This is a genomic window from Methanosarcina sp. DH2 (assembly GCF_020804225.1).
In the GTDB taxonomy this organism is placed as follows: Archaea; Halobacteriota; Methanosarcinia; order Methanosarcinales; family Methanosarcinaceae; genus Methanosarcina.
Genome location: NZ_WJBI01000003.1, coordinates 77236 through 90040, shown reverse-complemented (window position 1 = coordinate 90040; position 12805 = coordinate 77236). Strand labels below are relative to the sequence as shown.

The window sequence follows — 12805 nt, the reverse complement described above, 5'->3', positions numbered from 1 at the left end:
AATCCGGTTCGTGCCCCCAGCTTTCGTCCCTCACCGTCGAACCCGTTCTGGTAAGACGCCTTCGCCACAGGTGGTCCCACAGGGATTACAAGATTTCACTCCTACCCCTGTAGTACCTCTTACCTCTCCCGGTTCCAAGCCTGGCAGTATCCCCCGAAAGCCTAACGGTTAAGCCGTCAGATTTCCCGGAGGACTGACCAAACCGGCTACGGACCCTTTAGACCCAATAATCACGATCACCACTCGGGCCGCCGGTGTTACCGCGGCGGCTGGCACCGGTCTTGCCCGGCCCTTGCTAACAGGTGTATTTTACACACCTGGACAGCCAGCATATGATGCTGGCACTCGGTGTCCCCTTATCACGGTTTCCCGCATTGTAAAGTTTTCGCGCCTGCTGCGCCCCGTAGGGCCTGGATTCATGTCTCAGAATCCATCTCCGGGCTCTTGCTCTCACAACCCGTACCCGTCGTTGGCTAGTAGGTACGTTACACCCACTACTACCTGATAGGCCGCAGACCCATCCTTGGGCAGACGAATCCATTTTACGCATAAAGCATTCCAGCAGATATGCGGTATCCGGAATTATCCCCAGTTTCCCGGGGTTATGCCGGACCCAAGGGCAGGTTATCCACGTGTTACTGAGCAGTACGCCATGTTCACGAAGAACATATGACTCGCATGGCTTAGGCGAACACCGATAGCAGTAACCTCTGGCAGGATCAACCAGAATTGTTATAGCACACTCGTTGAAATTAAAGGTCTTGGTCGCAGAAACTTGCACTAACAACATCAAATTCAGTTAGTTCATTTCGCGATAGATGTGAAAACACCTATCACCCAGAATTAACCGAACCGACAAATCCTCGTCAGACAGAAAACAACTTCTGTCTCCATTTTTAATGAATAGTAATTGCTGCATTTATGATGCAGGAAGTTATAGTTACTCACTCATAGTATTTAAAGGTATCGAATTCCCCTTTTGACAGGAAGGATCTTCAACCAGATCACTATGAGAAAAACCCTCTAGCATGTTATTAGAACCACACTAGATCAGGAATACATATGTATGCACCCATCGTATTTAAAGGTATCTATTTCCCTTTTAAAACGGAGAAACATTAACCAATATAACTATGAGAGAACCAACCAGCACAACAATATTCATGCTGGAACGGGAAACATATATACATTAGTTTTAGTATATAAAGCTTTTCATTCAGGAAACATTATAAAGAAAAACAAACATAACATATAATGGAATTTTGTTTTTTCAGTTCCTGAATTCCACCCTGGAATTAATAATTCGAGAGCGGCGCACGCTTGTTTTGCGCATGAGACATGCAAACACACATCCGATATATATACCTGTCGCCTAGCGCACTACCTTGAAAAAAACAATGAAAAGAGGCACAGAAAAAAAAACAGAAAAGCGCAGCATTAAAATAACAACAGAAAGTTGAAAGCTGCATGACGAATAACCTTAAAGCCCGAAAAAAGAGATATAAGGATATTTAAGGGTATAAAAATAATAAATAAAATAATAATTACAAACTACATATAATGAGGTATCACACTGGCAGACTTAAAGAAACCTGCATCAAAAGCCAATCCCAGTACGGAAGAGCCAATTACAAGAGTACGCACTCCGCGCAAGGAAAATAATGAGATTCTGGCAACCGTTGAAAGTCTCCTTGGTGCAAATCGTCTCAGGCTCCGTTGCATAGATGGGATCGTCCGTATGGGGAGAATTCCGGGTTCGATGAAGAAGAAAACCTGGATTAGAGAGGGAGATGTCGTCATTGTTGTGCCATGGGAGTTTCAGAACGAAAAGGCAGACGTGATATGGAAATATACAAGACCACAGGTAGACTGGCTCGAGAGAAAAGGGTACCTGAAAGGATAATACAGGAATGGACCAGGACGAGAAAATAAGGCGCATTGATACCGCCAAGGATAAGTCGCGTGCCAGGGAGAAAGACTCCGAGCGGCTGAAAGTGGAAGAGAACGTATTTGATGTTCCTACTCTAAAGATCCTTTATACCCTTTCCAATAAAGGTATAATAAAGGCACTGGGGGGATCCATCAGTACTGGAAAGGAAGCGAATGTCTTCTATGCAGAAGGCGAGGAAAAAAGAGAACTGGTAGTAAAGATATACAGAATTGCCAACAGTACTTTCAAGGCGATGAACCCCTATATTATGAAAGACCCTCGCTTTACAAATATTCGAAATAACAGGCGAGATATAATTTTTGCATGGACACGCAAAGAATCCCAGAACCTTAAGCGTGCAAAGATCGCAGGAGTACGAGTGCCTGAGCCAGTGATTGCGGAGAAAAATATTCTTATCATGGAGTTCATGGGAAAAGAAAAGATACCCTATCCCCTGTTAAAGAATACGCACCTGGAAAATGATGAGGCAAAGCTTGTTTATGACAGAGTCGTTGAATATATGCGTCTGCTCTATAAAGAAGCTAATCTCGTGCACGCTGACCTGAGTGAGTACAATATCCTCATTGATCCGACAGATACGACCCCTGTTTTCATCGATATGGGACAGTCTGTGACTCTGGAACATCCTAATGCCAGAGAGTTTCTCTACAGAGACATTCAAAATATACTCAGGTTCTTCGGCCGATACGGAATCAAGGACAAACCTGAAGAACTACTTTCAAAAATACAGGCGGAAACTACATGACCCAGTACCTCAAAATTCCCAAAGAGAGAATCGGAGCAATTATTGGCCCGAAAGGAGAAACAAAGAAATTTATCGAGGATAAAACCGCTTGTCAACTGGACATAGACAGCGAAAGCGGAAAAATCGATGTTACCTGCGAGGGAGATCCATTAAAAGAATTCAGGATTCTTGAAACCCTCAAAGCCATAGGAAGAGGCTTCAGTCCCGAAAAAGCTCTTGAAATCCTTGAAGACGACATGCTGATGCTTGAGGTAATTGACCTTTCCGACGTTGCTACTACTCCAAAAGAACTCCAGCGAGTAAAAGGCAGGATAATAGGGAGAAATGGTCGAACCAGAGAACTTGCAGAAAGCCTGATAAATGTCAAGATTTCCGTATACGGGAAAACCGTATCCATACTCGGATACCCTGAGCAGAATACCATAATACGGACAGCCATAAAAATGCTGCTTGACGGAGCTACTCACGGCGCAGTCTACAAGTTCCTTGAAAAGAAACATCAGGAACTTATGCACTCGCAACTGGATTCAATTGATTTTTACTGAAAAAACGTTTAAAAAAGAGTTCCGGAACCTCAATCGGATCCGGCCTCTTCAGAGTTTTCTTCGTCTTCCTCATCTTCTTTTGATCTTTTTCCACCGCCCTCAAGGAAGTTACCCCTGCCAGGCTTTGCATTAATGGACTCTTCCATCCAGATAATTTCACCTCTGGATAACGTATACTCCGGGAAGACTGCATCCATGCCTTCAAAAGGTGTCCAGCTAGCTTTACTGTGCAGCATCTCAGCCCTTATGGGTTGAAGGTTGCGCGGATCTACAATCATAAGGTCTGCATCAAAACCCACCTCAAGCCTGCCCTTGCCCTTGCTGTCCAGCCCGAAAGCCTTTGCCGGGTTCCAGCTTGTAACCATTATCATCTGTGAAAGAGGCAGGATATTTTTCCTGACTGCCGCAAGCATAAGAGGCATGAGAGTCTCAACTCCGGGCACCCCGGAAGGAGCAAACCTGATATCAAGATCCTTTTCAGACTCAAGATGTGGAGCATGGTCTGACGCTACCATGTCGATAGTCCCGTCATTCAGCCCGTTTACAAGCGCTTTTATGCTGTGGCCCCCTCGTAAAGGAGGATTCATTTTGCCAAAAGCCTTGAGCCTCTCCCAGTCTTTTATGGAAAGAAAAAGGTGATGGGGAGTGACTTCACATGTAAAAACGGGTGTTTTGTTTTCCCTTTTTGCAAGATATCTTTCTTTTCGGATCATTCCCACAGCTTCAAGCGTACTCAGATGGCAGAAATGTGCCCTTACCTGGAGTCTGGAAACAAGCTCTAGAGCATTCTGGACAGCCGATGACTCGCAGGCGTTTGGGCGTACCCTTGAATGGTAATCATAAGAAACGTCATCTTTTAACAGCTGTTCCAATTCAAGGCGCATTTTTTCGTCCTCGGCATGGATTGTAGCAAGAGCTCCGAGATTTTTGATCTCAGCCAGGGCTTCTTCAAATGTTTCCTCATTGATATTCAGCCCGCCTGTAGACTCAGCCATGAAAATCTCCCCGAAAGCCATAACACCCAGCCTCCAGAGCTCTTTGAGCTTTTCGATATTTCCTGTTACCCCGCCATTGATCCCGAAATCAACAATAGACTTCTTCCGGGCAAGTTTAAGTTTCTGTTCAAAAGAACGCCTGTCCGTTGTAGGAGGTATGGTGTTTGGCTGGTCGATAACAGTGGTAATCCCTCCGGCAGCTGCAGAGCATGATCCTGTATACCAGTTTTCTTTCAGGGTCATACCCGGTTCCCTGAAGTGGACGTGCACATCAATTCCGGCAGGCAGGGTAAGTGCACCTCCTGCATCTATTACCATATCCGAACTTGAGACCCGGAAATCCTTTCCGATTTTTGTAATTCTGCCATTCTCAATAATGATTTCTGCAGGCTGAAGAGAATTATTGTAATAAATTCTCGTATTTTTGATATGAATATCAGGCATGGGCGTCTATACGCTTAAAACGTACTTAAAACATGTACATCGGCGGAAACTGAGAACCGGGCATGAAAAAGAAGTAGAAAAAACATAAAGGAAAAGCCTTTTGGAGAGAAAAAATAAAAAAGTAGAAAAATAAAAAAGAAAAGATTAGTTGAGTTTGACATGTTCAGCTGTAGTAAGGTAGACAACGCTTTCACAAATATTACAGCAGTGATCCGCAATCCTTTCAATATAACGAATCAGGAAAAGCAAATATGTGGCTTTAGAAATAATACTGGTATCTTTTGCCATCATTTCTATCAACTCAACCCATACTGAGTAAAAGAGCTTGTCGACCTCTTCATCCCGGGCTGCTGTTGCTCTTGCAAGTCCCGCATCCTGAGTCAAGAAGGCTTTCATAGAGTTTTCAAGCATATATGCTGCAATATCTGCCATTCTTTTCGTATCTATGAGCGGCTTTATATGTCCGCCTTCGATTTTTCCAGGGATTTTGGCAATATTAATTGAAAGGCCTACAATTCTTCTAAGGTCTGCTGAGATCTTAAGTGCTGATACGACAAGCCGGAGGTCACTTGCCATAGGTTGCTGAAGCGCAAGCAGGTCGAAAACAGAGGCTTCAATTCCTTTCTCAAGTTTATCCACTTCAGACTCATGGGCAAGAGTCTCTCTGGCAAGCTCGACGTTGAGGTCTATAACCGCTTCCATAGAATCGTGAAAGATCAGCTCGGACATTTTCCCTAAAGAAAGTACGGACTTTTTAAGCAGGTCCAGTTGCTGAAGGTATCGTTCTCGAACCATTTTAATCACCCGAACCTGCCAGTAATGTAATCCTCAGTGCTCTTTTCCTTTGGACTATGAAATATCTGCCTTGTCTGACCGAACTCAATCAATTCGCCCATAAAGAAAAAACCGGTATAATCTGATATCCTGGCTGCCTGTTGCATATTATGAGTTACGATTACTATTGTATAATCTTTTTTAAGATTCATGATTAGATCTTCAATCCTTGAAGTAGAAATCGGGTCAAGAGCACTGGTAGGCTCATCAAAAAGAATAATTCTGGGCTTCACTGCCAGAGTCCTGGCAATACACAGTCTTTGCTGCTGTCCACCGCTTAGAGAAAGAGCAGGAGATTTGAGTCTGTCTGAAGTTTCATCCCAGAGAGCAGCAGAATGAAGAGCACCCTCGACAACTCCGTTGATATCCTTCTTATTTACACCATGAATACGCGGCCCATATGCAACATTGTCATAAATAGACATGGGAAAGGGATTGGGCTTCTGGAAAACCATACCTACCTGTTTCCGGAGCTCAACAACATCAACATCTGCTCCATAGATATCCTTATTTTCAATTAAAACCTTGCCTTCAATCCTGCAGTTTTTAACAAGATCATTCATCCTGTTTAAGCAGCGGATAAAAGTAGACTTGCCGCAGCCGGAAGGACCTATAAGAGCAGTTACACTGTTTTTGGGGATGTGCATGGATATGTTCTTAAGAGCTTGCTTTTCCCCGTACCACAGATTAAGATTTCCTACAGTTATATGAGGCTGAGCCACACGAGGCTGAGCTATGTTTTGAACAACTTCAGTCATTTACCGACCCCAATTATATATAAACCTGAGAATTTATTAAGAATCTAAACTTATGTCAAACTTATATTTTACGTCTCAGAATTCAATCAAATATTATACAGAATTTAATCAAATCAGAATTTAATCAAATTTGCAATTTTTGCCTATAATGCCTGCGGATCAAAACCGCAATGATGTTCAGGCCCAGTACTATACTCAATAAAACCAGAGCCGTACCGTACTGAATGGGCCGATTCTGAGTAATGTTTGTCCCGGAGGTTGCCAGCACGAAAAGATGGTAAGGAAGAGCCATAAACTGGGAATATATCGAATCAGGCAGCCTTGGCAGAAAGTAAGCAGCACCTGTTAGAAGAATAGGGGCCGTTTCCCCTGCAACCCTCCCGATACTCAGAATCGAACCTGTAATAATTCCCGGAATGGCAGCCGGCAGTACCACATGCCTTATAGTCTGCCATTTACTGATCCCAAGTGCAAGTGAGGAGTCCCGATACTCATTAGGAACTGCAATCAGGGCTTCCTGGGTAGAGCGGATAATTACCGGGATAATCAGAAGAGAGAGGGTAAGGCAAGCCGACAGTAGAGAAGAACCGAAACCAACGTACTTAACAAACAGTGCCAGCCCGAAAAGCCCAAACACTACAGAAGGAGTGCCTGCAAGGTTGTTGATCGCCATTTCTATAAGCCAGGTAGTGCGGGTTTCTCCTGCGTATTCGTTCAGATAAATGGCAGCCATAACTCCCATGGGAAGAGCTACACCCATCGACCCTATGATAAGGAGAACAGTACCTACAATTGCCGGATAGATTCCACCCTGGGTCATTCTCATACGGGGCATCTCAGTAAGGAATTCTATGCTAATTACACTGTATCCGTTGTAAATAATATAGGCGAGGATAATCACCACAAACCCCGCTACTGTCATTGCTGAAAGGGTGAGCAATGTAAAAGCGATTCTTTCATTTGTTCTTGCATTCAGTCCCATACTCAGTCCACCCTGCGCCCGAATAGATTTATGATCCTTTTCATATACTTTTGAACTTAATTCCACGCTCAGTCCACCTTGAACCTGTATCTATTTTTGATCAAATCCGCAATCAGGTTAATCAGGAAAGTTATGGTGAAAAGCACAGTTCCGACCGCGAAGAGGGCATGGAAATGGGCACTTCCCTGAGGAACTTCACCCATCTCAAGTGCAATTGTGGCAGTCATCGTCCTTACAGGGTCCAGGATCCCTCCGGGAAAAGAAGGAATTACTGCAGTGTTTCCGGTTACCATCATAAGAGTCATTGTCTCCCCTATAGCCCTCCCCATCCCTAACATTACGGCGGCTGAAATTCCGGACAGAGCTGCAGGGACTATGACCTTGTATATGGTTTGCCATCTTGTGGCACCCAGAGCCAGAGAACCCTGCTTGATAGTGCTAGGGACCGAACTTATGGCGTCCTCCGAAATAGTAATTATTGTAGGAAGTGCCATGATTCCAAGCATAATGGAACCTGTAAGGGCAGTTTGTCCGGTAGGCAGGTTAAATGTATTCTGCACAGCCGGGACCAGTATAACAAGCCCGAAGAACCCGAATACAACAGAAGGGATCCCTGCAAGGATCTCAATAAAGGGTTTCAGGGCATCTGCAACCTTCGGGTGTGCGATCTCAGAAATATAAATAGCAGAAGCAATTCCCAGAGGTACTGCAAAAAGGATTGCTCCGGCAGTAACAATAAGGGAGCCGAAAAAGAGAGGCAATAGCCCGAACTGCCTGTTCACGGACGTCGGGTACCAGAATTTCCCTGTGAGAAAGTCGAGAAGGGAGGTCTCTTTGAAGAGAAGTAAGCTGTCCCTGAATAAAAAGAGGCATATAAGGAGAAGGATAACGACCGTAAGGGCGCTTACTGAGAACAGCACCGATTCGATTGTTTTTTCCTTATAATTCCTATTAAACATATTTTTTCCCTTGAAATAACTTTTACCGTCTGTACTAATCTACCGTTATTACTGTTCTATCGGGAAGTATCCGACTTCAGTAACCAGACTCTGCCCTGTCTCGCTCAGCACATAGTCAACGAATTCCTTTGTGAGGCCTGAGGGTTCCCCGTTAGTGTAGAAGTAGAGAGCTCTCGAAAGCGGGTATGCACCATTGAGGATGTTTTCAGAGCTTGGAGCTTCAGAGCCGTTCCCGGCATCCAGGCTTAAGGCTTTTACACTGCCATCAAGGTAAGCAACGCCGATATAACCGATTGCATTGGGGTTCTGAGAAACTTCACCTACTATTCCACCTGTAGCAGGCTGGGTAAGGGCGTCAGGCCGATATTCGTCTCCCTGTAAAACTTCCTCTTTGAAGTATTCGTAAGTCCCGGAACTGCTGTCCCTGGAAATCACCACAATCTGTCTGTCCTCTCCGCCAACATCCTCCCAATTGCTGATGCTTCCATTGTAGATGCCGCGCAACTGGTCAAAAGTAAGTTCAGTAACAGGGTTCTCAGGATTTATAACAACTGAAATACCGTCATAGGCAATAGTAGTCTCCACCGGATCGATGCCATTTGCTTTAGCAGCTTCTATTTCTTCAGTTTTAATTTCTCTGGACGCAGTAGCAATGTCTACCTCGCCGTCAATGAGAGCTGTAAGCCCAACACCTGACCCGCCCCCGGTAACAGTTACACTTTTATCAGTGTTTTCAATCATGAATTCTTCGGCTTCAGCCTGAGCAAGGGGGAGAACTGTATCTGAACCTTTCAGAAAAATACTCTGTGATTCGGCTGCAGGGGCTCCCTCGGAAGGGCCCTCACTATTCTCATTTCCGGTACACCCAATTCCCAAAAATACGAGTCCAACCACCAGTAGAGTGAGGATCGTGTATGTTTTTAAATTATTTGTCATGTTACACATACTCCAAGAAATAAATAGTAATAAGTTCACAATCTATAGCTATCTGAAACATTTCCAGTACAATTCACTATAAAATGAGAGAAATATATAAAGATTCCCAATATAAAGTATATGGAAGTACATACAAATAATAAACCCCAATGAAACCACTTAACTATATAGATAGCGTATGACATATAGGTAAATCACTGCCAATAACCTGATAATCCCTGATTAATCGTTAATATTACTCAGAATATCCAGGAATGGAATCTTTAGTTTTCTTCTTCTGTACCCTGAGGCTAAAGCCGTCAACCAGCCGCGAAAGAAATAATAAAAAGTGGATTCGTGCTGGTATTAAGAGAAACTAAATAAAGAAATACATTCCTTACTGGAAAATACTTCTCTTGACCCGGAAACCGGTTTTATTTCACAGGTAAATATAGGAAGTACTCGCCAGCCTGTCTGGTGGTCCGTAGAAAGAAGCAAAAAGAAAAGTAAAAAAGGAAATTGAAGAAATTCTTTTATTTATGAGTTATTTACAGTCGCATTTATGAGTTATTTACAGTCGCATTTATGAGTTATTTACAGTCGCCCACGCTAGTTCTTAATTGACAATTCTTACGTACTGACTACTTACTGGCTCTATAATAATTTTTTTCTTCTTTTTACGGGAAAGACCGCTCTCCTTCGTCGAGTCCCTTCATCGGAATTTTTAATTTAGTCCTCTTGAGCGAAACGAAGTGAAGCGAAAAGGACCACGTACTCCCGGGGCGCAATTTGGAGAAGGAAGCGAAACTCAGAAAATTCAAAAGTCGAACAGGGAACGCTGCTCTGCACGCCCATTCTCCAGACACTGGGTTTTCTCTTCCTGCAATATCCCTTCATTCTCCCTTTGAGAGAATATTTTTTCCTGCTTTTTCACTTCAGGGTTCTTCACTTCAGGGTTCTTCACTTCAGAGTTCTTCACTTCAGGGTTCTTCACTTCAGAGTTCTTCACTTCAAAGTCAAAGAGACCTTTCTGTTTTGCATCAAAGTCAAGAGATAACATTTTGACCCCGAAGACTTCCAGAATACGTTCTACAGGAGGCAGGATCTGTTTCTTAACATAATAATCGACGTCTATAGACACATTATGTTCTCGGACATAGTCAGGGTCTTCGGCGCGGTCTACAAAGAGGCCTTTTCCTGCAGTGATGACAAAAGGAATCCTTGTCCCTATTGAAGGCATAACCCCGGTCCTTTTTTTCAGATTTTCCGCGACTGTCAGGTGAGGCTGCTTATTTTTATAGCTGTCCGTTTTTCGGGTGAGGGTCCGAGTCAGAACAAGCTTTTCAATAAGCTCGGCATCTTTCCCGGGGTCAAGATTTCGGACATCACTGACCACCTTACGGACATATTCTACAGCCTGGTCAACATCACCCTCTATAAGCACAAGCTCAAGAACCTTGTTGAGGGTGATCGAGGTCAGTTCGCACCAGTCCCTGCGAACAGTTTCCATACCTTTGACCTTGATTTTGCTTTCCCAGCCTGAGTTTCTGGGCTCAAAAAGCCAGAGCGCATAACGCTTCTTTGCAATGAGAAGTGCTCGTTCCGCAATAGCCTCAAACTCAAGCTCCATCGGGTCGGGAAGAGAAGCCGAAACAATTCCTGCGAGTCGGTTCCCCACAAGGCTGACCTCTTCAAGAGAAAGGTTTCCTCCGGACCTGCATTGCACAAAAACACTGTCCGTATCACCGTAGGCAACTGAAATTTCGACTATTCTGTCCTGAGAGGAGAGTTCCCCTGCTTCTTCGAGAAGTAAAGCTGCCGAGTCCCTGAGAACGATTTTTCCTATATCGTTATTGATAAGGTCCCGGGTGTTGAGGATATTGCTTCTCCCAAAACTGGTTACGGCATTTGCAAGTGGTAGGCTGTAGAGCCTTGCCCGTGCATACCCTGAATAGCCGTAAAAACTGTTCAGCAGGATTTTTATAGCGAGCTGGGTGGCATCAAGTACTCGGTACTCGTTTTCATCCGAAGCCCGCTTCATTCTCTTCTTTGTCTCTCCTCTCTGGTTAAGCAGGTCTTCAAGAATGGAAGGTACAATCCCTCTATAGACCTCAGGAGGCACGAATTCTCCCCCCGAAGGAGGTTTAATAGTTTCTCCTTCGGGCCGGTCTTGGTTTCGAGTCACAACAGTTGTATAACACAGGTTGTGAGCCATCATAATGGTCGGATAAAGAGACTTGTAGTCAAGAATCAGAACGTTTTCCAGAAGGCCCTTTTTCGGTTCCAGCACCTCTCCGCCTTTCAGGTCCGAACTCATATCAAACCTTTCTGCCGAAAGTTCGTCCCCTGGCTTAGGAAGAATAACCCTGTCCCTTAACCCGAATTCCCTGAGGAGAAGAGTCTCGACCATGGAAGTCTGGCCCCCATCAACAATCTCCTGGAGCAGGCTCCCGCTTACCTGGGCAAGGGCAATGTATTTATCAAGAAGCCTCAGCTTAAGGACAAGCTCAAGGGCAAGCTCGGAGTCTCTGCGTGCATAATCAACGAATTTCCGGAATTTCTCCCCTGAGTCATTCCAGTGCTCTTCCATTTCCAGCGGAGGAACATCAAGTTTCTCACGGTTAAGAAGCTCTTTTGAAACGGCTCGCAGGGTATATTGTTTCAGGCTGAAAGCTCTCCTTACAAGAGGAAGGGCATCCACAACCACCCTTCCTTTCAATTCAGTCCGGGTAAGAAGACCGAACCTCCTATAACCTATTTGGCTGCCATCCCTGCCAGCAACCGGATTGATAATTTCCCCTTTTCCAGTCAGGGTTTTAACTCTGTCAGTGATGTAAGGAATATCGAAGTCCTGGTGGTTGTACCCAGCAATAATGTCAGGATCATATTCGCAAAAAATCTCGAAAAAGCGGTTTAACATCTCGGTTTCGTCTTTGCAGGGAAGGACATCTCCGTCCATATCGGCAGCAGGTTTTGCCAGCAGAATAAGGGTCTTATGCCCTTTATATTCGGGCTCGAAAGAAAAACTGATCATGACTATGGGCGAGACATCTGGAGAAGGCATCCCCCCCTCAAAGGGTAGGCACTCAATATCAAAAGAAAGATACTTTAGAGGAGCAATAGTCAGATTTTCAACTCTTTTTAGCCCGGAAGCGAGGAATGAGGCATCACATGCAAAGTTTTCACAGCGGGAGCTGCCTGTAGAACCTGCCCTTAAGTACCTGGAAGGGTCAACTGACTGTCCTTCTGCAGAAACCCAGACCATGCCTCCGAGATCCCTGTCAATTAAAAAACGATTTCTGAAAAGAATGTCACTTTCATAAACCTGCCAGTCGCCTTCTGCCCTCAAAACATCCCGGATCTTCAGAATCTCATCCCTGATCTCAGGTACATCCCTTGGCAGGCTGGTTGTGATCCTGAGCATTTCTTTCTTTGTTTTCTGGTATCCCACAGGCTCGAACTTTTCGACAATCTCAACCTTTTTGACCTGCTCGAAAGTGTCTTTTATAAGCCTCGCTACAACGTGCAGGTCTCCGGAGGCCTTGAGATAAAAGTAAGGCTCAAAATTCGGGACAAAGCAGCATACACTTTTACCGTCCGCTCCCCTGCCAAAGAGGCGGATGACAGGACTGCTGTCAACGATTTCGTAATCAGCATCCAAGATCTGAAAATCCATA

The 12805-nt window shown here is 44.5% G+C and carries 10 protein-coding genes and 1 rRNA gene; 3 read left to right on the top strand and 8 right to left on the bottom strand.

Annotated features, from left to right (window positions below):
* Window positions 1-730: ribosomal RNA gene (locus tag FXV91_RS07190) — 16S ribosomal RNA — on the bottom strand; the annotation flags it as partial.
* Between the two features lie 837 nt (window positions 731-1567).
* On the opposite strand from FXV91_RS07190, the gene eif1A reads away from it, so the two are divergent.
* From eif1A to FXV91_RS07175, 3 genes are read left to right on the top strand one after another with little or no spacing between them, the layout of a single operon-like run.
* Window positions 1568-1903: a translation initiation factor eIF-1A gene (gene eif1A / locus FXV91_RS07185; protein ID WP_345945480.1), complete on the top strand. Its 336-nt coding sequence runs from the start codon at window positions 1568-1570 to the stop codon at window positions 1901-1903.
* A gap of 7 nt (window positions 1904-1910) precedes the next feature.
* A complete protein-coding gene (locus FXV91_RS07180) occupies window positions 1911-2696 on the top strand; it encodes a serine protein kinase RIO (RefSeq protein ID WP_229389910.1) in 786 nt (261 codons plus the stop codon).
* Window positions 2693-3241, top strand: a complete 549-nt coding sequence (locus FXV91_RS07175) for a KH domain-containing protein (protein ID WP_229389909.1) — start codon at window positions 2693-2695, stop codon at window positions 3239-3241. The genes FXV91_RS07180 and FXV91_RS07175 overlap by 4 nt, the downstream gene beginning before the upstream one ends.
* 29 nt (window positions 3242-3270) lie before the next feature.
* Here the strand turns inward: FXV91_RS07175 and FXV91_RS07170 are convergent, their stop codons facing one another.
* The 7 genes from FXV91_RS07170 to FXV91_RS07140 form a co-directional block, all read right to left on the bottom strand.
* Window positions 3271-4680, bottom strand: coding sequence for a dihydroorotase (locus tag FXV91_RS07170; RefSeq protein WP_229389908.1), 1410 nt, complete (start codon window positions 4678-4680; stop codon window positions 3271-3273).
* A gap of 144 nt (window positions 4681-4824) precedes the next feature.
* The gene (gene phoU / locus FXV91_RS07165; RefSeq protein ID WP_229389907.1) at window positions 4825-5475 is read right to left on the bottom strand and encodes a phosphate signaling complex protein PhoU; all 651 of its coding nucleotides are present in this window, start codon (window positions 5473-5475) and stop codon (window positions 4825-4827) included.
* Window positions 5476-5480: 5 nt separating this feature from the next.
* A complete protein-coding gene (gene pstB, locus FXV91_RS07160) occupies window positions 5481-6272 on the bottom strand; it encodes a phosphate ABC transporter ATP-binding protein PstB (RefSeq protein ID WP_229389905.1) in 792 nt (263 codons plus the stop codon).
* Window positions 6273-6396: 124 nt separating this feature from the next.
* On the bottom strand, window positions 6397-7254 hold the full coding sequence (gene pstA / locus FXV91_RS07155) for a phosphate ABC transporter permease PstA (protein ID WP_229389912.1): 858 nt from the start codon (window positions 7252-7254) through the stop codon (window positions 6397-6399).
* 68 nt (window positions 7255-7322) lie between these two features.
* Window positions 7323-8213, bottom strand: coding sequence for a phosphate ABC transporter permease subunit PstC (pstC, locus tag FXV91_RS07150; RefSeq protein WP_229389903.1), 891 nt, complete (start codon window positions 8211-8213; stop codon window positions 7323-7325).
* Between the two features lie 48 nt (window positions 8214-8261).
* Entirely contained in the window at window positions 8262-9149 is an 888-nt protein-coding gene (locus tag FXV91_RS07145; protein ID WP_229389901.1) for a PstS family phosphate ABC transporter substrate-binding protein, read from the bottom strand.
* A 796-nt stretch (window positions 9150-9945) separates the two neighbouring features.
* Window positions 9946-12804 (bottom strand): DNA-directed DNA polymerase, encoded by a 2859-nt coding sequence (locus FXV91_RS07140; protein WP_229389899.1) that lies wholly within the window; start codon window positions 12802-12804, stop codon window positions 9946-9948.
* Window position 12805 lies beyond the last annotated feature (1 nt).